22 protein-coding genes and 1 tRNA gene are annotated in these 21496 nt (G+C 59.0%); 6 read left to right on the top strand and 17 right to left on the bottom strand.

Annotation, left to right across the window (positions count from 1 at the left end; all coding sequences use genetic code 11):
- Window positions 1-81: 81 nt before the first annotated feature.
- Window positions 82-417: a hypothetical protein gene (locus FBZ99_RS08695; protein ID WP_145632542.1), complete on the bottom strand. Its 336-nt coding sequence runs from the start codon at window positions 415-417 to the stop codon at window positions 82-84.
- A gap of 135 nt (window positions 418-552) precedes the next feature.
- Between FBZ99_RS08695 and FBZ99_RS08690 the strand changes: the two genes are divergently transcribed.
- On the top strand, window positions 553-1515 hold the full coding sequence (locus FBZ99_RS08690; RefSeq protein WP_145632539.1) for a hypothetical protein: 963 nt from the start codon (window positions 553-555) through the stop codon (window positions 1513-1515).
- On the top strand, window positions 1516-2028 hold the full coding sequence (locus FBZ99_RS08685) for a GNAT family N-acetyltransferase (RefSeq protein WP_145632510.1): 513 nt from the start codon (window positions 1516-1518) through the stop codon (window positions 2026-2028).
- A 194-nt stretch (window positions 2029-2222) separates the two neighbouring features.
- On the opposite strand, the gene FBZ99_RS08680 is transcribed toward FBZ99_RS08685, so the two are convergent.
- Window positions 2223-2298, bottom strand: a tRNA-Ile gene (locus FBZ99_RS08680).
- A gap of 163 nt (window positions 2299-2461) precedes the next feature.
- On the opposite strand from FBZ99_RS08680, the gene FBZ99_RS08675 reads away from it, so the two are divergent.
- On the top strand, window positions 2462-3205 hold the full coding sequence (locus FBZ99_RS08675; RefSeq protein ID WP_113351891.1) for an SIMPL domain-containing protein: 744 nt from the start codon (window positions 2462-2464) through the stop codon (window positions 3203-3205).
- A 125-nt stretch (window positions 3206-3330) separates the two neighbouring features.
- On the opposite strand, the gene FBZ99_RS08670 is transcribed toward FBZ99_RS08675, so the two are convergent.
- From FBZ99_RS08670 to FBZ99_RS08655, 4 genes are all read right to left on the bottom strand, one after another.
- The gene (locus FBZ99_RS08670) at window positions 3331-3672 is read right to left on the bottom strand and encodes a hypothetical protein (RefSeq protein WP_095435347.1); all 342 of its coding nucleotides are present in this window, start codon (window positions 3670-3672) and stop codon (window positions 3331-3333) included.
- A gap of 247 nt (window positions 3673-3919) precedes the next feature.
- The gene (locus tag FBZ99_RS08665; RefSeq protein ID WP_069612602.1) at window positions 3920-4225 is read right to left on the bottom strand and encodes a hypothetical protein; all 306 of its coding nucleotides are present in this window, start codon (window positions 4223-4225) and stop codon (window positions 3920-3922) included.
- A 178-nt stretch (window positions 4226-4403) separates the two neighbouring features.
- The gene (locus FBZ99_RS08660; RefSeq protein ID WP_113351890.1) at window positions 4404-4829 is read right to left on the bottom strand and encodes a secondary thiamine-phosphate synthase enzyme YjbQ; all 426 of its coding nucleotides are present in this window, start codon (window positions 4827-4829) and stop codon (window positions 4404-4406) included.
- An 82-nt stretch (window positions 4830-4911) separates the two neighbouring features.
- Window positions 4912-5265, bottom strand: a complete 354-nt coding sequence (locus tag FBZ99_RS08655; RefSeq protein ID WP_145632507.1) for a DUF1428 domain-containing protein — start codon at window positions 5263-5265, stop codon at window positions 4912-4914.
- A 144-nt stretch (window positions 5266-5409) separates the two neighbouring features.
- Between FBZ99_RS08655 and FBZ99_RS08650 the strand changes: the two genes are divergently transcribed.
- On the top strand, window positions 5410-5802 hold the full coding sequence (locus FBZ99_RS08650; RefSeq protein ID WP_113352045.1) for a GNAT family N-acetyltransferase: 393 nt from the start codon (window positions 5410-5412) through the stop codon (window positions 5800-5802).
- Window positions 5803-5816: 14 nt separating this feature from the next.
- Here FBZ99_RS08650 and FBZ99_RS08645 read toward each other — a convergent pair whose 3' ends face one another.
- The 8 genes from FBZ99_RS08645 to rpoD form a co-directional block, all read right to left on the bottom strand.
- Entirely contained in the window at window positions 5817-6743 is a 927-nt protein-coding gene (locus FBZ99_RS08645) for a LysR substrate-binding domain-containing protein (RefSeq protein ID WP_113351888.1), read from the bottom strand.
- 288 nt (window positions 6744-7031) lie between these two features.
- Window positions 7032-8261, bottom strand: coding sequence for an MFS transporter (locus tag FBZ99_RS08640; protein ID WP_113351887.1), 1230 nt, complete (start codon window positions 8259-8261; stop codon window positions 7032-7034).
- A gap of 94 nt (window positions 8262-8355) precedes the next feature.
- Window positions 8356-9087 (bottom strand): B3/B4 domain-containing protein, encoded by a 732-nt coding sequence (locus tag FBZ99_RS08635; protein ID WP_145632504.1) that lies wholly within the window; start codon window positions 9085-9087, stop codon window positions 8356-8358.
- 81 nt (window positions 9088-9168) lie between these two features.
- A complete protein-coding gene (locus FBZ99_RS08630; RefSeq protein WP_145632501.1) occupies window positions 9169-9975 on the bottom strand; it encodes an AraC family transcriptional regulator in 807 nt (268 codons plus the stop codon).
- Between the two features lie 92 nt (window positions 9976-10067).
- The gene (locus FBZ99_RS08625; RefSeq protein WP_145632498.1) at window positions 10068-11045 is read right to left on the bottom strand and encodes a DMT family transporter; all 978 of its coding nucleotides are present in this window, start codon (window positions 11043-11045) and stop codon (window positions 10068-10070) included.
- 138 nt (window positions 11046-11183) lie between these two features.
- The gene (locus tag FBZ99_RS08620) at window positions 11184-12641 is read right to left on the bottom strand and encodes a DUF930 domain-containing protein (protein ID WP_145632495.1); all 1458 of its coding nucleotides are present in this window, start codon (window positions 12639-12641) and stop codon (window positions 11184-11186) included.
- 235 nt (window positions 12642-12876) lie between these two features.
- A complete protein-coding gene (locus FBZ99_RS08615) occupies window positions 12877-13677 on the bottom strand; it encodes an APH(3')-II family aminoglycoside O-phosphotransferase (protein ID WP_186450295.1) in 801 nt (266 codons plus the stop codon).
- A 101-nt stretch (window positions 13678-13778) separates the two neighbouring features.
- Window positions 13779-15839 (bottom strand): RNA polymerase sigma factor RpoD, encoded by a 2061-nt coding sequence (rpoD, locus tag FBZ99_RS08610; RefSeq protein WP_113332283.1) that lies wholly within the window; start codon window positions 15837-15839, stop codon window positions 13779-13781.
- A gap of 108 nt (window positions 15840-15947) precedes the next feature.
- On the opposite strand from rpoD, the gene FBZ99_RS08605 reads away from it, so the two are divergent.
- Entirely contained in the window at window positions 15948-16178 is a 231-nt protein-coding gene (locus FBZ99_RS08605; protein WP_145316595.1) for a hypothetical protein, read from the top strand.
- Window positions 16179-16289: 111 nt separating this feature from the next.
- Here FBZ99_RS08605 and tdh read toward each other — a convergent pair whose 3' ends face one another.
- Both tdh and FBZ99_RS08595 read right to left on the bottom strand, forming a co-directional pair.
- Window positions 16290-17327 carry an L-threonine 3-dehydrogenase gene (gene tdh, locus FBZ99_RS08600; protein ID WP_113332282.1) on the bottom strand — a complete coding sequence of 346 codons (1038 nt, stop codon included), beginning with the start codon at window positions 17325-17327 and terminating at the stop codon, window positions 16290-16292.
- Window positions 17328-17348: 21 nt separating this feature from the next.
- On the bottom strand, window positions 17349-18536 hold the full coding sequence (locus tag FBZ99_RS08595) for a glycine C-acetyltransferase (RefSeq protein ID WP_113332281.1): 1188 nt from the start codon (window positions 18534-18536) through the stop codon (window positions 17349-17351).
- Window positions 18537-18798: 262 nt separating this feature from the next.
- Between FBZ99_RS08595 and FBZ99_RS08590 the strand changes: the two genes are divergently transcribed.
- Window positions 18799-19569, top strand: coding sequence for an SDR family oxidoreductase (locus tag FBZ99_RS08590; RefSeq protein ID WP_145632492.1), 771 nt, complete (start codon window positions 18799-18801; stop codon window positions 19567-19569).
- A 39-nt stretch (window positions 19570-19608) separates the two neighbouring features.
- On the opposite strand, the gene recQ is transcribed toward FBZ99_RS08590, so the two are convergent.
- Window positions 19609-21489, bottom strand: a complete 1881-nt coding sequence (gene recQ, locus FBZ99_RS08585; protein ID WP_145632489.1) for a DNA helicase RecQ — start codon at window positions 21487-21489, stop codon at window positions 19609-19611.
- Window positions 21490-21496 lie beyond the last annotated feature (7 nt).

Raw genomic sequence — 21496 nt, 5'->3', positions numbered from 1 at the left:
TTTCGGCGTTTATCCGGTCGGGTCGCCGAAGGACGACGGCCATTATATATCTGAGACAATATAGAAGGCGCGATGAAATTTTTACTCAGAACTTTTGGTGAAATCGCTCTTCTGGATAGCGACGAACACCAAATAGCGTTTCCGAAGAAGGCGCTTCTGATTATTGCCTATTTGCTCGCGAGTGACAGCAAGTCCGTCAGCAGAACAAACATGGCGCGATTTCTTTGGGGTGAAGGTGACTTGGCGAATTCGCTGACAAACCTTCGCAAGCTCGTTTCCCGTATCAAGAGCCGGCAATGGGACTTGAACGTCGAACTTCTGACCTTTGATGATACCGACATTCACATCGCAAATGGCTCGTTCACGAGCGATATTGTCTTGACGCGGGTAAGCACCACTGGGAATCCAGCCGAGCATCTCCGCACCTTGATGGAGCGCTCGCAGTTAAAATTCCTGGAAAGAGCCAACTGCCAAACCCGAGCGTTCATCGATTGGCGAGAGAGCGAAAGAAGGCGACACCTCGCCATGTTAAAGGAAGCGCTGGATGCTGCGGTGACGACTTCAATCGCGTCGTCCGGCGATATCGCGCTTATCAAGGAGGCCGCCCTCCTTCTTTTTGAAGCCGAACCGCAAGACGAGACCACACGCCGTATATTGCTGAAGGCGTTTGACGCCGAAGGCGGCGTCGACCAGCTAAAGCGCATATTCGCGCGTAGCAAGGATCTTGTCTCGCCTTGGCTGGCAACCCTGGCGGCATCGCCCCGCTCTCCGACACCAGTTGCTCCGGCGCATTCGCCGGCCATATCCGAACAGGATACTGCCACGCAGCCTGTCTTGCCCATCCCTCGCCTCGCCTTGCTGCCGCCAGACAACGACGGCTCCGATGGTATCGCGACCATGATCGCCTCCTCGCTCATAGAAGACATCACTCTCGGCTTTTGCGCCTTGCACAGCCTGCGAGTGGTTGCCCCCTACTCCGCTATCCAGATCGGCCGCCAAGCCGAGGATAAAGGCGCGCTTTTCGAGCGATATGACATCAACTATGTCCTGGAAACCCGATTGAGCGGGCCGGATGACGACCTTTCGCTCCTCACACAACTCGTCTCCCTGCCGGGTAGCGAGATCCTGTGGGCAGAGCGCTTCAATTTCGGCACGCTTGATCTTGCGCGCAATAAGCGCGAAATCTCAAGGCAGATCGTGCTCGCCGCCGCCGCGGAAGTCGAGCGGCACGAGACGGCGCGTGCCTATTTTGAGGACAACCCCGTCGCCGACCATCAATATCTCGTCGGTGCGCTCGACTATATCAGCCGAATGATCGATCCCAGCCTCGCAGACAGGCTCGCCGCGGCAAGCTTGGCGATGCTGAGACATCAGGACGAGGCGCGCACGCTCGCACAACGCGTGCGCGAGGCCAATCCCGATTTCGATGTGGATAGATGGCCGTCACTCATCCCGAGCAAAGAGCAACGACACAGGGATCCATATCGCGAAGGTCTGAAAAAGTCGGGGGTTTGAATGGCAATATCGTTGACCCACATTCGCGCAGAAGAAGCCAAAGATATCGACACTATTCATGCAATCACCTCTGCTGCCTTTGAAGGAAAGAACTATAGTTCCGGCACCGAGGCGGCAATCATCGATGCGCTGCGAACGGCCGGTGCGCTGACCCTTTCCCTCGTCGCCGTGGAGAACGATGAGATCGTCGGTCACGTGGCCTTCTCGCCCGTGACAATCGAATCCGGAGCCGAAGAGTGGTTCGGCCTTGGCCCGGTATCCGTCCGCCCCGACCGACAGGGCAAAGGCATCGGAAAGGCTCTGATTGAAAACGGACTGGCGCAGCTGAGAGAGCGCGGCGCCAATGGCTGCGTGGTTCTGGGTAATCCCCGCTACTACAGCCGTTTCGGCTTCACGAGCGACGGAACCCTTCATTACGCTGACGTACCGGTCGAGTATTTTCAGCGGATCATGTTCAAGGGACCAACCCCAAAAGGGACGGTTGTGTTCCACGCGGGCTTCGACGTAGCGTAGGAGAACCGAGCCTTCAGAAGAGATGCGGCTCCGGATTCGGCAGTCTATTGGCAACCGCCGCAGGCACGGAAGCGGGGAAGACCTAACGCGACCAGGGACTAGCCGGAATAGTGTTGACAGGTTGTTGAAGCGATCTTGCATCGCTTGGACAGTCGCATCGGAGAGATCATCGTAGTTTTGCAAGCTGGAACAAATGGTGGGCCCGGAGGGACTCGAACCCCCAACCAAGCGGTTATGAGCCGCCGGCTCTAACCATTGAGCTACAGGCCCAGCGCAAGATTGAGACTCCGCGCTCGCGACTCCGGAGCAATGGTTCCCCGAAGACGACTTGGCTCTAACCCAATTTCTGTTTTCCGACAAGGGACTGCCGTAATACCTTCACAATCAATCCGCAAAAGCGGATCTCGAGGGATCATCAACCAAGGAACGAATCATGCTTCTGACGAAAACCAGAGATTTTGCTCTTGCCGCTCTTGTCAGCGCCACTTTCTTCGTGCCTGCGGCTGCAGCCTTTGCCGAAGATGCCAAGCCGCGCGAGGCTGTCATCACCGTCACCGGTGAGGGACATGCTTCCGTCGCGCCGGATATGGCTGTCGTAACGCTCGCAGTCGTTCAGCAGGCCAAGGCGGCCCAGGATGCACTCGATCAGAACAACAAGGCCATGGGCGCCGTGCTGGCAACGCTGAAGGAAAGCGGCATTGCAGAGCGTGATCTGCAGACCTCCGGCTTTTCCATTCAGCCGCAATATACCTATCCGAACGACAAGGACGGCCACAACCAGCCGCCGGTTCTGAACGGCTATCAGGTGACGAACGGCTTGACCGTTCGCGTGCGCGATCTCTCCAAGCTCGGCGGGCTGCTCGACCAGGCGGTCAAGCTCGGCATCAATCAGGGCGGCGATATCCAGTTCACCAACGACAAGCCCGACGCCACGATCGAAGAGGCCCGCAAGAAGGCAGTCGCCGACGCTGCCGCCAAAGCAAAGACCTTGACGGATGCCGCCGGTGTCAAGCTCGGCCGCGTTATCGCGATCCACGAAGGCGACATTGCAGCCCCGCCGCAGCCCTATATGCGCAGCATGGCCGCGGCGGCTCCGATGGACAAGGCAGTTCCCGTCGCCACCGGAGAAAACGAATACAACGCATCGGTGAGCATCACCTACGCGATCCAGCAGTAATCAAAACAAAACCGCCCTTCGCTCAGATCCGATCGGAGCGAGCAAAGGGCGGTTCCGCGGCCCCCGCCAAAAAGGCGAAAAGGTTAGAGAGTGAAAACGGGCGCCTCGTGCGCCCGTTTTGCTTGTCAGCGGCCCAGGAGCGGGCAGCCGCGAACATTGGCAAACATCATCGTATCCGGACCGCGGCGGCCGAAACCGTCGACGACGACGCGACGCGGCGTCACATCCACGACACGGGCGCGACGCAGGCCATAGCTGCGGGCAACGTCCACGGCCTGGCGAGGATCGCAGCCACGGCGGTCAAAACGCGGCGGCGGCGGACGGTCATAATCCGGCGGTGGCGGGCGATGACGGCCCGGATTGACATAGATATCCACACCCTGTGCGGAGGCAAAATCCGCCGTGCCCGACAGGGCGGTCACTGCGACGCAGGCGGCGACTCCCAATTTTGCCAGCATTTGTTTCATTATATTCTCCATGAAGCAGAGGGCTTCTTTCTCACGCCTGCAATATTTGCTGAGCGAGTGCCCAAGAGGTAACGGCGCTATGCTGAATGAGCTCAGAATCAGCCATTCATCCATTATTCAGCTACATTGAACGCTAAAGGGAAACCAGATGGCCGATAATAGCACAACATAAAAAATAAAGCCGCCTCCCCTTCGGAGGCGACTTCGAATCCATCGAATAGATGTGGAAAACTTGAGAGCGCTGCGATTAGCGACGGATCAGCGGGCAACCCGGTGCGTTGGCGAAGACAACCCGATCCGGACCACGGCGGCCGAAACCTTCAACAACGACGCGGCGCGGCGTGACATTGTCGATGCGGGCGCGGCGCAGACCCATGTCCCGTGCTTTCTCGACGGCGAGGCGCGGCGAGCACATGCGACCGCGCGGGTGGTCATAGCGAGCCTGCTGAATACCGGGATGGAAGTCGTTGGCGGAGGCCGTGACGACCGTTGCGGACATGGCGCCGAGCGCGATGAGAGCTGCAATACCTGCCTTGGCGAAAAGATTGGTCATGGTGTTTCTCCTTCAAATCCTTGCTGCGGATCGTTGCAATCCCATTATTGGCCTCGCCATCGGCAATGCCTCGGGATTGGGGCCACGTTAGGTCAGCCAAGCTGAACCGAACACGAATTGGCCGTTCAGATTGTATTCACGACGGTTAACAATCTATTGACGCAATAAGGAGCGCGGCTCAGGCGGAAAAATGCAGCACGATTTCGCGCCGATGCGGCCGGTCGCGATGCTCGAAAAGGTAGATGCCCTGCCAGGTGCCGAGCGCCAGCCGACCGTGCGTCACCGGAATGCCGATCGAGACCTGCATCAGTGCGGCTTTGATATGCGCCGGCATATCGTCCGGCCCCTCCATCGTGTGCACGATCCAGCGCATCGAAGGATCCGAGGATGGCGGCACGAGCCGGCTGAAGAAGGCCTTGAGATCGGTCTTCACATCGGGATCGGCATTTTCCTGGATCAGGAGGGAACAGGAGGTGTGGCGGACGAAGACGGTCAGAAGCCCCTCACCGCCGCCTGCAGCGGTGCGGACGAATTCCGCCACCTGATCGGTAAATTCATAGAGCCCCTGGCCATGAGTCGAAAGCGTGATCACTGTTTGCGGCATGGCATCCTCCGGGCATGGCGATAGCGATCCGCATCAGGTCGGGCGAGTGGCCGGAATGTCAAGCCCGGCCACCGCGTTGAGCCTATAGCGAGATGATGATGTTGAAACCATCATAGATCAGGCGTTTGCCGTCAAAGGGCATGTTTTGCATGTCATCCTTCAAACGCGGGTCGGCCATGACCTTCGCCAATACTGTGTCGCGGCTCTCTCGCGATTCGTAGGTGATCCATGAGAACACAACGACCTCGTCTTCCTTCGCCTGCACGGCACGCGGGAAAGAAGTAAGTTCGCCATACGGTACGTCGTCGCCTATGGCCTCGACATAGCTGAGCGCGCCATGCTCCCGCCAGACATCGCCGGCCCTGCCCGCCTGCGCCTTGTATGCTTCAATCTTGTCTTTCGGCACGGCAAGGATGAAGCCATCGACATAGGACATTTCTGCCTCCTCTGTTCTATGTTCACCTTTGAAAGACGGTTGACGGCAATCAGATCCGACATTGGCGGCAGATATTTTTCGCACGCCTGCCGGTTGGTCGGAAACGGCCGCGAATTCGCTGAACGATCCCGCGGAGGGACGCCTATGACGATAGAATACCAGAATGATCCCAAGCTCAAAAATGAGGTGCTCAATGCCCTATGGGCAACCGCATGGGGCAGCTCCTCCCCTCGGGATTTCCAGCCCATTCTCGCCAGAAACCTCGCGCATGTAGGCGCATTCGCGGCTGCAAGACTGGTGGGCTTCGTCAATGTCGCGTGGGATGGCGGCATTCATGCCTTCATTCTCGACACCTGCGTCGATCCGGAATTTCGGCGAAGAGGTATCGCAAGCGCTCTGGTCGAGCGGGCGAAAACCCTGGCCGGCGAACGTGGCGCGGAATGGCTGCATGTCGATTTCGAACCGCATCTCACCGGCTTTTATCGAGGGCTCGGTTTTGTTCCCACTGAGGCCGGCCTCATTCGGCTGCGCGATTAACAGACCATCACCCGCTAGCCCGGCGAATGAGCTTGCGAGAGCAGCCAGTTGCGAAACAGGGCCGCAGCCGGATTCACCAGGGCATTCGGCGGATAGACCAGACTATAGCTGACAGCAGCCGGCTGCACCTCGACGAAGCATCTGACTAGCTTTTTTTCGGCGAGGTCGCGTGCCACCAGCGAGCTTCGCACCAGGGCGAAGCCGCGGCCCCGCCGGCAGGCCTCCAGCATTTCGGCGAAAGAATCGAACAGGAGAGCCTCCTCGACCGCCCGAGCGATGTCGAAATGCGGTTTTGCCTCATCATCCAACCCGCTGGTAATTTGCTCGTGCCAACGCTGCCAATCCAGAATTGTGTGCCGCATGCCGGAGTAACGCAAAAGCGGAGCGGCCCTTATAGCCCAGCGCGGCGGCAGTCGTTTGGACAGTTCCGGCGAACTGACGACGAACTCCTCGTCAGTCAACAGTTCTTCATGCGTAAGACCGGCATCGGCACGGCCGAGCCAGACGGCAAGATCGGTGCCATCAGGCTGAAAATCCGGGCGCTGGTAGCCGACGGCCAGCTTCACCTCGATGTCCGGATAGCGCTGGCAGAAATCCGGCAGCCGCGCCGCCAGCCACTGGCTGGAAAACTCCGGCGAGACGGATATCGCGACGCTGCGAACCGAAATACTTGCGCGCGCCTGGTACAAGGCGGTTTCCAGCTCGACGATCACGCTTGAAATTGCGGCGTGCAGGCGCGCACCCAACGGCGTCAGCCGCGCCCCATTTCGGCCTCGGTCGAACAGGCGCCCGCCGATCCATCCTTCCAGCTGTGCAAGCTGATGGCTGACGGCGGTCTGTGTCTGCCCTATACGCTCCGCGGCTCGGCCGAAGCCGCCGGTCTCGGCAATGGCACAGAATGTCTGGAGTACCGACAGCGGTGGCAGCGGCCTCTTTCCCATGAAAATTCCTCATGCTTTACAGCCTGAGGATTCATTATACATCACTATATTCTAAGCGCATCTATCTATTGGCTAGGCACTTCGAGGTCGTAGATATATGAACATTCTTCATATTATAAGCTGGAGAGTATGCGCCGTCCAACTCCTGACCCGACGAGGGGGCATGGAATGGCGATCGTATAAGGAAAATGCCCGGAAGCGAGATATGCTACCTCAGGCAAACCAACATCTATTGCGGGATATCGGGCTAAGCGACCTTGCGGAAAAGCAATCCAATGATGGACGTCGCTAGCCTTTGAGCGTCTTCACTCTGGTCAGGTCCGGAAAGAGGCGCATCCAGAGCACAACCACCACAATGGTCCCGACGCCACCGACGATGCCGGTGAGGACAGGCCCAAGCGCAGTGGCAAGCATGCCGGACTCGAATTCACCGAGCTGATTGGAGGTGCCGATAAAAAGCGAATTCACGGCATTGACGCGGCCGCGCATGGCATCCGGCGTCAGGAGCTGCACGAGCGAGCTGCGCACGACGACGCTGACCGTATCCGAAGCGCCGACGACGAAGAGCGCTGCGACCGAAAGGATGATATTGCTCGACAGCGAAAAGACGATGGTGGCGACCCCAAAGACGAGCACGGCAAACAGCATCTTCTTGCCGACATCGCTCTGCAGCGGCCGGCGTGCCAGCCAGATCGACATAATGAGCGCACCGATGGCCGGCGCGGCGCGCAGCAGGCCAAGTCCCCATGGCCCGGCATGCAGAATATCCCGCGCAAACATCGGCAGCAGCGCCGTCGCGCCCCCAAGCAGCACCGCGAAGAGATCGAGCGAGATCGTCCCCAGCATGACCGGCCGGCTCTTGATGAAGGAGACGCCGGCAAAGACGGAGCTCAGCGTCACCGGCTCGCGCGACGACGGCTGCTCGCGTTCGACCCGGATCGAGATAACGTTGATGCTGGCGATGACATACAGCGCAGCCGAAACGGCAAACGGCGCAACGGGGCTGACGCCATAAAGCAGACCGCCGAGCGACGGCCCGATGATAAAGGCGGTCTGCATCATCGAGGTGGAGGTCGCGATGGCAACCTGCAGCAGCGACGACGGCACAATATTGGGCAAAAGCGCCGCCATGGTCGGACGTTCGAAGGCCGTCGCCGCACCCATGATGGCAACGGCGGCTAGAATACCGGCAGGTCCTATCCAATGAAACCAGACAGCTATGGCAAGAACCATTGCGGTCAGCGCCTCGATGATCTGGCAGGCAAGGCCGATGCGGCGGCGGTCGAACCGATCGGCGACATGCCCGACGACGAAGGTCAGGATGACCATCGGCAGAAACTGGCAGAAGCCGACGAGGCCGAGGAAAAAAGCGCTATGGGTCTGATCGTAGATCATCCAGCCCATGGCGACCGTGACAGACTGAAAGCCTATCGAGGAAAAGACACGCGACGCAGCGAATGAACGATAGCCGGGGTGACCGAGCACGCTTGGCCGGTCTTGAGTCTGCAGGGTATCCATGAGCCTTCTTAGTCTGCCGCCACGGACGCTTGCAGACATGCTTCTCGACAGTCGGAAATTCTACAGTCCCTGCTCTGCCTGAACGCGCCTTCTGTCAATCTCGTTTTTGCTGCAGTTGCAAATTCATTGCGGCCGACAGATCAAATCGCGGTGATGACAGGCTGAGGAGGCCCTGCGTGGCCTCGATCGACCAGATGGCGGTCAACTCCGACGCAATCGCATCGATCAGCTTCGGAACATCGCTGCCTGCCGATTCGTGCAGCGCCTCCGCGACAATCAACACCGCATGTGTATCATTGCGCACGGCGGACAAACCACTCTGGCGATTGGTCCAGCGCCGGGCATGCGCCCGTCCTGCTCCATCGGCAAAGATCACTTCTCTGACTGCCGGATGCTCTATTTCGCCGGAAAAGGTCAAATAGGTTTCGCTGCCGCTCGCATGCCGCACTTCGAGATCGCCAGAGATTTTCGCAAGATTGAACACGGCGACGGGAATTGCGAAAGCGATCGAGATGGCATTGCAAAGATCGACGAGCGGGTGCAGCCGCGGCAACGACCCTTCCTGGCGAAATCGGCGCAGCAGCGCTTCGGATGCGCAACGATATTGTGTCGGCTTCAAACCCATTTTCGAGAAGGCACGACGCCAGGCCTGGATTTCAGCCATCTCGCCCTCTGGACCTTGCTTTAGCCGGTCTGCAGCAATCGCATGATATTTGGCAATCCGATCTTCGACATCGACAGTCGAGGTGATCCCTTCGGCAAACAACACGCCGGGAACCAGCTCGGGAAACTCACTCCAAATCTCGTTCGAATGGCGGAAAAACATGGCACCTCCTGATAGGCATCTGCTTGGCGCAGCAGGAAACCTCGCCGCTGTCCTCCGGTCTTGAATAAAATTGCAGAAGCTTCAGCCGATCGCCGCCGCATAGGCGCCGGGCGAGACGCCGAAATTGCGGACGAAGAGGCGCGTCATATGGCTCTGATCGGAAAAACCGCTGGCAAAGGTCGCTTCGGCTAAGGACATGCCCACCGCAATCAGTCGGCGCGCTTTATGAATCCGGCGCTGCATGAGGTAAGCATGCGGCGTCAGCCCCGTCGCCTTGGTGAAGGCCCGCAGGAAACGAAATTGGCTTAGACCGCACAACTCCGCAAGCTCGGCAAGGGTCAGGGGAGCGGCTGGATCGTCATCGATCAGCTCGCGCGCCTTTTTGATATCAGTGGAAATGGCATCTTCACGCAAGGCACCGGATCCCTCACGCATCACAGCGGCGATGAGCGACAGCAGCAGGCCATCCCGCAGGAGAACATTTTCAGCCGCATCCTTGACCAGAAGCGAAAACAGGCTTCTGAAATGCCCAGCCATCTCCCCGTCGCGGATGACAGGCGACGGGAATTCCACCACACCGAACCTACCCTCGCCGACATCGCGCAACAGATCGCCGATCAGCCGGGGATCGAAATAGAGCATGGACCACGCGCGGCTTTGGCCGATGGGCATGCCGTCATGCACCTCGTTCGGGTTGACGCTGATGACGTCGCCGGCCTCTGCCTGCACCACCCCTCGCCCGCTAAGCGACCTCTGCGCACCGGCCTCGATGACACCGATGCCGAATTGGTCATGCGTGTGCTTAGGGAAGCTATGGCCGGTTTCGGCTCGGACTGCCTCGATGCCGGCAAGGCGAGAGCGGTATATCCTGAATTGACCGGACTTCATCGCTGGTGCCTCTCATCCCGCCTATTCGCTCTATCAGCTAAGGCGTCCCATATGAGCGACAATGTCGCGTACCCGCAATCGGGACACAAGACTTAAACGCCGCCTGCAGCCTTGTCTTCCTCCGCCGTCACCAATGCGGCCTGCGTATTGCCGGCAACCGCCGTCGGCAGCGGCGTGCCGCGCTTGCGCTCCCGCGCCAATGTCAGCAGGCCGGAAAAGATGATGAGGACGATGCCGACGGCCATCGGCATATCGATGCTGTCGTTGAACAACAGGTAGCCAAAGGCGATCGCCCAGAGCATCTGACTATATTGCGGCGGCGCAACCAGATTGGCAGGCGCCATCTGCGCAGCCGTCAAGAGCAGGACACTGCCGCACGCGCCAAGCAGGCCGTAGCTCGCGAGGAATATCCATTGCGTCGGCGTGGGCATGGTGACTTCGGAGAGCATGAGGAGGCCGCTGACGATAAGCGTTCCGAAAAGGCCTGCCCCATAGAGCGAGATGCGCTTCTCCTTTGAACCGAGCGCGCGGTTGATGACGATGGAGATGGCCGCCGCAAGGCCACCGATTGCCGCGCAAAGGTGCCCGACCGAGAGCTCGCGAAAACCCGGACGCAGGACGATCAACACGCCGACGAAACCGAGAATGACCGCCGTCCAGCGCTGCCAGCGCACATCCTCCTTGAGAAAAATCACAGAGAGAATGGTGACAAAGGACGGCAGCAGAAACAGCAGCGCAAAGGCTTCCGCCATTGGCAGTTTGGTGAAGGCAACGACGGAGCAGATGGCGCCCGCCGCGCCGCAGACGAAGCGCAGCAGCCACAAGGGACGGTTTGACGTCCGCACCATATCGAGCCACTCGTCTTCCCGCTTCTTCAGGAAAGGTATGGCGGCAAAGCCGAACAGCGCACCGATGAACGCGACCTGATAGGAAGGGATCGTCCCGTGAAGGATCTTGATCGACGCATCGCTGAAGGCGAAGACTGCATAGGACGCGAATGCCACGAGGACACCACGCAGGGCGGAGCGGCCCGCTGCCGCAGAACTGGAATCGGCTGTAATCGAGGACATTGGAATCTTGAGAAAAGGGCGATGGAAGAACACTGAATCAGTGAGATGCAGGCAATTGTATGATGAAATGGACTGAATTTCGATCGGGTTGGGAATAAACTATTGTTTCAGCCAGACGCTTGAGGCGACCCAGCCAAATCAATTTCCAAGAAAGCCCAGCTTGTCGAGTTGGCTAGGAGAAACGCGCCCCCTGACGGTGTAGGAAAAAGCGGTAACCTTCAATGCATCACTATCGACTTCGCAGGTGAATGCTACTCTCTGCCAGCCATTGGGAGTCTGCACGGCGACGCCGTCTCCAAACAGAGCAGCATCGGAAACCATCGCCTGCGATAGCGCGGAATTCACATAGCCAATAGCCTGCAAATCGTGGCGGTATTGAAGTTTTTCCTCCGAATTGCAGAGATAGGCCACGCGTTGGCGCCGTGGCAGCTTCTTCCAAGCGTCGTATTCGCTTTTGGACAGACGCGCTATCTCGGCACTTGAATAAAGCTTCTTGGCCTGAATAGCTCGCTTCGGCGCAACCGATTTGGGAGCTTGCGGCTCGGTAACCAATGCAGTGCCGCCTTCAGCCGGGTTACTTTGGCCTCCCGAAGCAGACTGGCTTTGAGCACTCTGCTGTGAAGGAGATGGCTTCACCGCCGGAACAACAATCTGCGGCGGGTCTTTCGCTTCGTCCGTGGCCTGCTCGGCAGGAGACTGCTGCTGCGGATCGGATGATGGTGCTGGGGCGGGAGCTTGTGCTTGCGGATCATTCTGATCTGCCGCTGGGGTCTGCGGTGGCTGCACTTGCGAATCCGAAGGTTCGTTGGTCGCCAGGACGTCTGGTGCGGTCGACGAGGCTTTCGCGGACGAGTCGCTTGCCGGCGGTTGGGCCGCATTTGTCTGCGGATCCTTAGCGTCAGCTGGCTGCTGCGCTTCCTGCGCTTCCTGCCGCGCCGCCTGTGCCTGAGCCTCGGCTTGCGCAGCCGCCTGAGCATCCGCTTGTTGTTCAGCCGCAGCATCGTTCGGAGGCGTTGGGGGGTTATCGTCCTTCGACTGTTCCGACGCGTCTGCCTGCTGCGTGGTATTTGCGTCCTTCTGATCGCCCTTCATGTCCGGAAGCGACGTTTCGGTCGCAGAAGGCTGCTGTTCCGCTTTCTCAACAGGCTTCTCAGCGCCGGGATCATCAGGTTTGGGCTCAGACTTCGCCTGCTCTACCGGCTTATCAGCCTTGGCCTCGTCAGGCCTGGATGCGGGCTTCTCTGCCTGCTTCTTGCCCTCAGGGTTGGATTGCTTTGGCGGCTGTTCATCCGCCTTCTTTCCCTCCGGCTGCTGCGGCTCCTGTTGAGCGTCCGCCGTCTGTTCTGCCGGCTTCTCGTCAGGTCTTGGCGTCGGTTTGGGAGGCTGGTCGGGCTTCTCATTCGCCTTCGTCGCCAGTTCCTGTTTTTCCTCCTGCTGCGGCACCAGCTCGACATTGACGCTCTGCTCGGGCTTCGCCTCTGGCGGCGCGGGAAATAGCGGCAGCAAAAAGAGCGCGACAAACAGGACGTGCAGAAGGATCGACAGGACAAAGCCCGGCCTTATCTCCCTATCCCGTTTTTCCGCGCCCTTTTCCATCGTTCAGCCGAGGACTCGCGCAGAGAAAGCAATCAAGAGGAAATTGCGCATCGATTCATTCGATCCTTGCTGGCAAACAGATCAGAAGACTTTTCGGTCGCTGACATATGGTACCCGACCACACGCCGGGAAAGAGGTATCGGCCGAAATCGAACTTGTCAGGCATCTGCGCGATCTGCAATGGCGCAAAAACAAACCTGCGTGATCGCGCAGCGCGGGATAGCCGCATCTCCCGCTAGAAGAACTCATCCAGTAGCCGATAATAGGCCATCTTTTCGGCCTGCGGTTCAAAATCGCCATAGGCTTTCAAAAACTCGCCAACCAATTCCTGTCCGAAATTGTGCTCGACGCTACCGCAGGCCAGCGCGATATCCTGATGGCGATCAGCCACGCCGAGGCGGCCGCAATCGATATAACCGCTGAATCTATCGCCATCGACTACGAAATTCGGAAGGCAGGCATCGCCATGGGTGACGACAAGATCCTCCGTCGTCGGTCTCGTGGCCTGAAGTTCGCGGAAAAGATCCGCCGCCGACCTTCCGAGCCGGGCCTCATCAAAGTCGTCCTCATCGACGCGGCCGGCAAGCAAGTGTGCCCTTGCCGCAGCAATTCTATTCTCCAGCCGATGATCGAAGGGGCAGGCTGCAATATCGATGGCGTGCAATCGCCGCAAGGCACCCGCAAAAAGCCGCACCCGCTCAAGCGGCTGTAACCACTCGGCGCTGACGAAATCGCTGTCGGGAAGAGCACTCATCAAAAGCCATTCGCGTTCGCCGTCCTTCTCATGGGCAATGATATCAGGGCACGCAAGGCCCTGCGAGGCCAGCCATCGCAGCCTGACAACCTCGCCGGCCAATTCACCCAAGGTGTCGGTCACCTCAGTCTTGAGATAAACAGGCACGCGTCCATCAGCTTCAAGCCGGAACACATGGGCCGAAGAACGCCCGAGCGCATCCTGCCGCCATTCATATCCAGCCAATGCATCGCGTAGCCGCATTGGGATGTCTGTTTCCATGAATTGCGGCTTGCTCGCCATGATCACCCTCTTTGAGTCCGATATCGCCAATGAAAAGCCCGGCTCGCTTTCGCGAACCGGGCCTGGCTTTGTAAACTACCGATGTCGGCTTGCGCCAGACCTCAACTGTCGAGGAAGCTCCGGAGCTTGCGGCTGCGGCTGGGATGCTTGAGCTTACGCAGCGCCTTCGCCTCGATCTGACGGATACGTTCGCGCGTGACCGAGAACTGCTGGCCGACTTCTTCGAGCGTGTGGTCGGTGTTCATGCCGATGCCAAAGCGCATGCGCAGTACGCGCTCTTCGCGTGGGGTCAGCGATGCCAGAACGCGGGTCGTCGTTTCGCGCAGGTTCGCCTGGATGGCGGCGTCAATCGGCAGAAGCGCGTTCTTGTCCTCGATGAAATCGCCGAGATGCGAATCTTCTTCGTCACCCACCGGGGTTTCGAGCGAGATCGGCTCCTTGGCGATCTTCAGAACCTTGCGCACCTTTTCGAGCGGCATGGCGAGCTTTTCGGCCAGTTCTTCCGGCGTCGGCTCACGGCCGATTTCGTGCAGCATCTGGCGCGACGTGCGGACGATCTTGTTGATCGTTTCGATCATGTGCACCGGAATACGGATGGTGCGCGCCTGGTCGGCGATCGAACGGGTGATCGCCTGGCGAATCCACCAGGTGGCGTAAGTCGAGAACTTGTAACCACGACGATATTCGAACTTATCGACTGCCTTCATCAGGCCGATATTGCCTTCCTGAATGAGGTCGAGGAACTGCAGGCCGCGGTTCGTGTACTTCTTGGCGATGGAGATGACGAGGCGCAGGTTGGCTTCGACCATTTCCTTCTTGGCGATGCGGGCTTCGCGCTCGCCCTTCTGAACCATGTGAACGATGCGGCGGAATTCCGAGATCGAGATACCGGTTTCGGTCGCAAGGTTCTGAATTTCCTGACGGATATCGCGGATCGTCGTGTTTTCGCTCTTGGCGAATTCCTTCCAACCGCGGGCAGCCAGATTGCCGATCGACTTCATCCAGTTCGGGTCGAGTTCGGCGCCCTGATACTGCTCCAGGAAGCTGTCGCGCTTGACACCGTAGGATTCGGCAAGACGCAGCAGGCGGCCTTCGTTCTGAACGAGACGCTTGTTGATGTCGTAGAGCTGCTCAACGAGCGCGTCGATGCGGTTCTGGTTCAGCGACAGAGACTTGACCGACTTGACCAGCTCATCCTTGAGTTCCTTGTAGCGGCGTTCCTGGGCGGAGGACAGCGTGCCGGAGGCCGACAGGCGCTGCTCGACCTGCTGGTCCTGCAGCTTGCGCAGCTTCTTGTATGTTTCGGCGATGATGTCGAGCGTCGTCATGACCTGTGGACGAAGCTCGGCTTCCATCGCAGCGAGGGAGAGGTTGGACTCGTCCTCGTCCTCTTCCTCCTCCTCGATCGGTAGACCTTCACCGCCAACATTGGTGATGTCGTCGTCGCCGGAAGGAGCACGGCCGCGACGTGCCTTTTCCTTCTCTTCGGCCGCCTTGCGGTCAGCCTCGATCTTCTCCGGGCTCTGGAACTGCGGGGCAGCCTTGGCCTCGGGACCGGAATAGGTGGTTTCGAGATCGATGATCTCGCGCAGCAGCGTCGTGCCTTCGTTGAGTTCGTCGCGCCAAATAATCAGCGCCTGGAACGTCAGCGGGCTCTCACAGAGGCCGCCGATCATGGTTTCGCGACCGGCTTCGATGCGCTTGGCAATCGCGATTTCGCCTTCGCGCGACAGAAGCTCGACGGAGCCCATTTCGCGCAGATACATGCGTACCGGGTCGTCCGTGCGGTCGGTCGGTTCTTTCTTCTTTGCGGTCGCGAGCGCGGAACCGGTGGAGGGGGCCAATTCGCCGCCTTCACTGTCGTCATCGCCGCCGGCATCGTCGTCGTCGCTGGCCGCAGCGCCAGCCTCTTCGACGTCTTCGTCCTCAATGACGTTGATGCCCATGTCCGAAAGCATGGCCATCGTATCTTCGATCTGTTCGGACGTCACTTCCTCGGACGGAAGAACGGCGTTGAGCTCGTCCATCGTCACATAGCCGCGCTTCTTCGCGGCCTTGATCATCTTCTTGACCGCGTCGTCGGAAAGATCGAGAAGTGGGCCGTCGGAGGTGCCGTCGCGCTCGACTTCAGCTTCTTCGTTCTCTTTGACCTTTGTTGCCATCTTTATATCGTCGCTTTCCCTGACGCTGCAAACTTACACGCGGTGAAACAATCACACTGACTGGCGCGCCCTGCACCAGCCGCGACTCACCGACGAACACCTAACGGAATGACCTTTAATGCCCAATTAACCACGATCACCGCCACCGGAGTGCAAAGCTGGATTGCGTTTGGATTTCCGGCCATGATATCAGGTGATCCGCTTGATCCAGTTTTACCGTTCTTTCCGAAGTCAAACGGTGATTCCCAGAATTTTAGTTCTCGTCAAGCTTTTCCAGCAAAAAAGCCCGTTAAATGCGCGAAAAAGCCTTATCCACAGGCTCCGCACGCAGCGATTTAATGTCTCCCGTATTTAGGAAGTCCCCACGCGATGACAAGAGCATTCTGAGCAAAGCCTCACATTTCCAGCATCGGCAGGTATTACCGAGGCCGGAAGTGTGTCCGAATGGCATCAATTCCAGTCCATGACGACCTTGCCGGAATTGCCCGAGCGCATTGCTTCGAAACCATCGCGGAAAGCATCGATGCCGATACGATGCGTGATGACGGGCGATACATCGAGACCGCCTTGCACGAAGGCAATCATCTTGTACCAGGTCTCGAACATCTCGCGGCCGTAAATGCCCTTGAGGTTCAGCATCTTGAAGATGACCTTGTTCCAGTCGATCTCGAAGCCTGCCGGCGCAATGCCGAGAATGGCGATCTTGCCGCCATTGTTCATCTTGTCGATCATGTCGCGGAAGGCGGGAGCCGCGCCCGACATTTCCAGACCGACGTCAAACCCCTCGGTCATGCCAATGGACTTCATCACATCGGCAAGATTTTCCTTAGATGCGTCGACGACATGATCGATGCCGACCTTGCGGGCAAGTGCCAACCGGGTGGGATTGATATCGGTAATGACGACCTTGCGCGCACCGGAGCGCTTGGCGACCATGGCCCCCATTATGCCGATCGGCCCCGCGCCGGTCACCAGTACATCCTCGCCGACCAGATCGAAGGAGAGTGCCGTATGCACGGCATTGCCGAAGGGATCGAAAATCGCGGCAATTTCATCCGGGATATCGTCGGGGATCGGCACGACATTGGATTCGGGAATACAGACGAACTCACCGAAGGAGCCGGGACGGTTGACGCCGACGCCGAGCGTGTTGCGGCAGAGATGGCCCCTGCCCGCCCGGCAGTTGCGACATTTGCCGCAAACGATATGACCTTCACCCGAGACGCGCTCACCGACATGATATTTCGTCACGGCGGAACCGATCTCGGCGATCTCACCGCAGAATTCGTGACCGACGACCATCGGCACGGGAATGGTCTTTTGCGCCCATTGATCCCAGTTCCAAATATGGACATCGGTGCCGCAGATCGCTGACTTCTTGACCCGAATCAGAACATCGTTCGGCCCGACTTCGGGAACCGGCACATGCTCCATCCACAGCCCGACCTCCGGCTTGGATTTGACCAACGCTTTCATCATGTTCGACATGATCGGTTCTCTCCAACCAATTCAAATGATTCCAAGTTCTTTTCCGGCTTCGGCAAAGGCTGCGATCGCCTTTTCGACATCGGCCTTCGAGTGGGCGGCCGACATCTGCGTTCGGATGCGCGCCTGACCCTTCGGCACCACGGGGAAGGAAAAGCCGATGACATAGACGCCCTTCTGCAGCATGAGCGCCGCCATGTCCTGCGCGAGCTTCGCATCGCCGAGCATGACGGGAATGATCGGGTGATCCGCCCCCGCCAGCGTGAAGCCGAGCTTGGTCATTTCACGGCGGAAGAGTTCGGCATTGCCTTGAAGCCGTGCACGCAGGTCGGAGCCGTTTTCGATAAGATCGAACACCTTCAACGAGGCCGCGGCGATGACAGGCGCCAAGGTGTTCGAGAAAAGATAGGGACGCGAGCGCTGCCGCAGCCACTCGACGATTTCACCTCTGGCCGACGTATAGCCCCCGGACGCCCCGCCAAGCGCCTTGCCGAGTGTGCCGGTGATGATGTCGATCCGGCCTTCGACGCCGCAATATTCCGCCGAGCCCCGACCATGCTCGCCGACGAAGCCGACCGCGTGGCTATCGTCGACCATGACCATCGCGCCATATTTTTCCGCCAGATCGCAGACGCCGCCGAGATTGGCAATGATGCCGTCCATCGAAAAGACGCCGTCGGTCGCGATCAGCTTGAAGCGGCTGCCTTCGGCCTTCTTCAGTTCCTCCTCAAGCGCTGCCATGTCGTTGTTGGCGTAACGGAAGCGTTTGGCTTTGGAGAGCCGGACGCCATCAATAATGGAGGCATGATTAAGGGCATCCGAGATGATGGCATCTTCTTCCGATAGCAGCGTCTCGAACAACCCGCCATTGGCATCGAAGCAGGAAGAATAGAGGATCGTCGCCTCCATGCCGAGAAAGGCTGAGATCCGTGCCTCGAGCTGCTTGTGCTCCTCCTGCGTGCCGCAGATAAAACGTACCGAGGCCATGCCGTAGCCATAGCGATCTAGCGCCTTCTTCGCTGCTTCCGCGAGCTCCTCATTATCGGCAAGTCCAAGATAGTTGTTCGCGCAGAAATTAAGGACGCGCGCACCCCCAAGCACGGCGATTTCGCCGGCCTGCTTGGATGTGATGACGCGCTCGGCCTTATAGAGGCCGGCTTCTTTCAGGCCGAGAAGCTCGTTGCGCAAATGGGATATGAACGCTGAAGTCATGGTCGCATTCCGATGCTGGTCAAAGGGCCTAATTCATGAAGGAATAACATAGGATCTGGCCCGTTGCTGCATCCGACAGCGGCAAAAATGCGCAACGCCGTGACGTCTGCGCGATAGGCGGCAGTTTCGATATTATCTGTCAAAGCGGACTTAATACACGCAACTTTCCAGCTAGCCCTCATTGCTCACTATCTCAAAAATTACTTGACTCAGTCCAATATTTCACAGCAGATTAGCGTTACTCTGAAAATAAGGGAGAGCCATGAGCATATTCCATAGATTCTCCCTCGCAAGACGGGTTGCCCTCATCACCGGAGGCGGACGCGGGCTCGGATTCGAAATGGCGAAGGCTCTTGCCGATGCCGGCGCTCACGTCATCGTCAATGGGCGGACCGCAGCGACATTGAATACGGCCGTCGGGATCATCCAGGCGAGAGGTGGCTCGGCAGAAACCGCCGCCTTCGACATTTCCGATCGCGACGCTCAGCACGCAGCAATAAGTGACATCGAGAAAAATCATGGCCGGCTCGACATATTGATCAACAACGTCGGTGCGCGCGACAGGCGCCCGCTGGCCGACTTCGACGACGAGGCGATTCTCGCCTTGCTCAACACGGATCTCGCCGCCTCGATCATGCTCTCCCGCGATGCCGCGCGTTTGATGAAACGAAACAATCATGGGCGGCTGATCTCGGTCACTTCGATCAGCGGTCAGGTCGTCATGCCGGGTGACTGTGTCTATCCCGCCGCCAAGCAGGGCCTGACGGGCCTCATGCGCAGCATGGCTGTGGAATTTGGCCCTCACGGCATCACAAGCAACGCCATCGCACCAGGCTGGTTCGCCACGGAAACCAACGCGGCCATGGTCGCGAACGAAGACCTGATCCCCATCGTGCGCCAGCGCATACCCGCTCAGCGCTGGGGACGTCCGGACGAGATTGCGGGCGCCGCACTGTTCCTCGCCAGCGACGCCGCATCCTTCGTCAACGGCCATGTCCTGACCGTGGATGGGGGCATGACGGTGCGCATGTAGCCGCCAAACCGCCTGGCCTGCACGCTCCGCCGCCAGAGATCAACGACTGACGAAATCCGAGATGACAGCAAGGAACGCATCTCCGTAGCGTTCGAGTTTTGACTGACCGACGCCGGAAATCCTCAGAAGCGCCTTATGGTTTTTCGGCCGCTCCGTCGCAAAGGCGATAAGGGTCGTATCCGGAAAAACGACATAAGGCGGCACGCCCAATTCCCTGGCGATCCGGGTACGCTCGGCCCGTAGCGTATCGAAGAGAAGCTGGTCTTCGCCGGTAAGACCGTGAGCCTGCTTCTCCGGTCGTCCCGCCTTCTTGCCGCGACGGCCCGTTTCGGGCCGATCCTTGCGGAAGAAGATCTGCCGTTCGCGCTTGAAGACAGCCCTTGCCTGCTCCCCGAGCTTCATGGCACCGAAGGCCGTGTGGTCGATGCTGATGAAACCGCTCGCCAGCAACTGCCGGAAGATCGATTGCCAGGTGCGGGCGGGAATATCCTTTCCCGCGCCGAAAACCGGCATGTCGACATGGCCGAAGCGCTCGGTCTTCTCGTTGACGGTGCCCATCAGCACATCGATGACATGGCCGGTGCCGAAACGCTCGCCGGTGCGATAGACGGCGGCGAGCGCCTTGATCGCCGCTTCCGTCCCGTCCCAAGTCTCGACAGGCTTGAGGCAGGTATCGCAATTGCCGCAGCCGCCGCCGTGTGCCTCACCGAAATGCGCGAGGATGGACTGCCGCCGGCATCCTGCCGTTTCACAAATGGCGAGCAGCGCATTGAGCTTTGCCCGCTCGACACGCTTGATCTCCTCGGATGCCCCGCCTTCATCGATCATCCGCCGACGCTGGATGACGTCGGCCATGCCATAGGCCATCCAGACATTCGAGGAAAGGCCATCACGCCCGGCTCGTCCCGTCTCCTGATAATAGGCTTCCACTGAACCCGGCAGATCGAGATGGGCGACATAGCGCACATTCGGCTTGTCGATGCCCATGCCGAAGGCAACCGTCGCCACGAGGCACAGGTCTTCCTCTTTCAAGAAGGCATCCTGATTGGCATCGCGAAGCGCTCGATCCATGCCGGCATGATAGGGAAGTGCGCGGATGCCCTGCCCGTTCAGCCATTCTGCCGTATCCTCGACCTTTGCGCGCGAGAGGCAATAAACAATGCCGCTATCGCCACGATGCTCATCGAGAAAACGCAGCAATTGCTGGCGCGGCTGATCGCGCTCGACAATCTCATAGGTAATGTTCGGACGGTCGAAGCTGGTGGTGAAGACCTTGGCATTGTCGAGCGACAGCCGTTCGATGATGTCGTCGCGCGTGTGCGGATCGGCCGTTGCCGTCAGGGCGATGCGCGGGACGCCGGGAAAGAGCTCGGCAAGCCTGCCGAGATCGCGATATTCCGGCCTGAAATCATGCCCCCATTGCGAGACGCAATGCGCCTCGTCGATCGCGAAAAGCGCGATCTTCGCTCTGCCGAGCATCTGGCAGAAGCCTTCCGTCGCGATACGTTCCGGCGTCACATAAAGCAGATCGAGCTTGCCGGCGGAAATAGCGCGATAGACATCACTGGCCTCCTCGCGCGACAGCGACGAATTCAAGGCGGCCGCCCGAATGCCGAGCTGCTTCATCGCCTCCACCTGATCGCGCATCAGCGCAATCAGCGGCGAGACGACGATGCCGATACCATCGCGGCAGAGCGCGGGTATCTGGAAGCACAGCGACTTACCGGCACCGGTCGGAAACAGCACGACCGCATCGCCGCCGGAAACGACATGCTCGATAACCTGCTGCTGCTTGCCGCGAAAGGCGGAATAGCCGTAGACGCGTTTCAGCACATCGAGCGGCGTGGGCGCAGGTGTGCCCTCACCAAACAATGCGTCGTCTGCGGAAAATCGCGGCTCTTGTCGTTCAGGCTGAGGCATCTATTCC

The sequence above is a fragment of the Rhizobium sp. ERR 1071 genome (assembly GCF_007828675.1).
Classification (GTDB): Bacteria; Pseudomonadota; Alphaproteobacteria; order Rhizobiales; family Rhizobiaceae; genus Rhizobium; species Rhizobium dioscoreae.
The sequence above is the reverse complement of the archived record's forward strand: the minus strand, read 5'-3'. Positions and strand labels throughout refer to the sequence as shown.

Excerpts from the sequence above, each read along its gene's own strand:
- FBZ99_RS08635 (WP_145632504.1), bottom strand. The coding sequence starts at position 9,087 with ATGTTTTTCCGCCATTCGAACGAGATTTGGAGTGAGTTTCCCGAGCTG.
- FBZ99_RS08615 (WP_186450295.1), bottom strand. The coding sequence starts at position 13,677 with ATGGCGAGCAAGCCGCAATTCATGGAAACAGACATCCCAATGCGGCTA.
- FBZ99_RS08645 (WP_113351888.1), bottom strand. The coding sequence starts at position 6,743 with ATGGGAAAGAGGCCGCTGCCACCGCTGTCGGTACTCCAGACATTCTGT.
- FBZ99_RS08590 (WP_145632492.1), top strand. The coding sequence starts at position 18,799 with ATGAGCATATTCCATAGATTCTCCCTCGCAAGACGGGTTGCCCTCATC.
- FBZ99_RS08630 (WP_145632501.1), bottom strand. The coding sequence starts at position 9,975 with ATGAAGTCCGGTCAATTCAGGATATACCGCTCTCGCCTTGCCGGCATC.
- FBZ99_RS08605 (WP_145316595.1), top strand. The coding sequence starts at position 15,948 with ATGACCTTTAATGCCCAATTAACCACGATCACCGCCACCGGAGTGCAA.
- FBZ99_RS08660 (WP_113351890.1), bottom strand. The coding sequence starts at position 4,829 with ATGCCGCAAACAGTGATCACGCTTTCGACTCATGGCCAGGGGCTCTAT.
- FBZ99_RS08695 (WP_145632542.1), bottom strand. The coding sequence starts at position 417 with ATGCTCGGCTGGATTCCCAGTGGTGCTTACCCGCGTCAAGACAATATC.
- FBZ99_RS08595 (WP_113332281.1), bottom strand. The coding sequence starts at position 18,536 with ATGACTTCAGCGTTCATATCCCATTTGCGCAACGAGCTTCTCGGCCTG.
- FBZ99_RS08650 (WP_113352045.1), top strand. The coding sequence starts at position 5,410 with ATGACGATAGAATACCAGAATGATCCCAAGCTCAAAAATGAGGTGCTC.
- FBZ99_RS08685 (WP_145632510.1), top strand. The coding sequence starts at position 1,516 with ATGGCAATATCGTTGACCCACATTCGCGCAGAAGAAGCCAAAGATATC.
- rpoD (WP_113332283.1), bottom strand. The coding sequence starts at position 15,839 with ATGGCAACAAAGGTCAAAGAGAACGAAGAAGCTGAAGTCGAGCGCGAC.
- FBZ99_RS08655 (WP_145632507.1), bottom strand. The coding sequence starts at position 5,265 with ATGTCCTATGTCGATGGCTTCATCCTTGCCGTGCCGAAAGACAAGATT.
- recQ (WP_145632489.1), bottom strand. The coding sequence starts at position 21,489 with ATGCCTCAGCCTGAACGACAAGAGCCGCGATTTTCCGCAGACGACGCA.
- FBZ99_RS08625 (WP_145632498.1), bottom strand. The coding sequence starts at position 11,045 with ATGTCCTCGATTACAGCCGATTCCAGTTCTGCGGCAGCGGGCCGCTCC.
- tdh (WP_113332282.1), bottom strand. The coding sequence starts at position 17,327 with ATGTCGAACATGATGAAAGCGTTGGTCAAATCCAAGCCGGAGGTCGGG.
- FBZ99_RS08675 (WP_113351891.1), top strand. The coding sequence starts at position 2,462 with ATGCTTCTGACGAAAACCAGAGATTTTGCTCTTGCCGCTCTTGTCAGC.
- FBZ99_RS08640 (WP_113351887.1), bottom strand. The coding sequence starts at position 8,261 with ATGGATACCCTGCAGACTCAAGACCGGCCAAGCGTGCTCGGTCACCCC.
- FBZ99_RS08665 (WP_069612602.1), bottom strand. The coding sequence starts at position 4,225 with ATGACCAATCTTTTCGCCAAGGCAGGTATTGCAGCTCTCATCGCGCTC.
- FBZ99_RS08670 (WP_095435347.1), bottom strand. The coding sequence starts at position 3,672 with ATGAAACAAATGCTGGCAAAATTGGGAGTCGCCGCCTGCGTCGCAGTG.
- FBZ99_RS08620 (WP_145632495.1), bottom strand. The coding sequence starts at position 12,641 with ATGGAAAAGGGCGCGGAAAAACGGGATAGGGAGATAAGGCCGGGCTTT.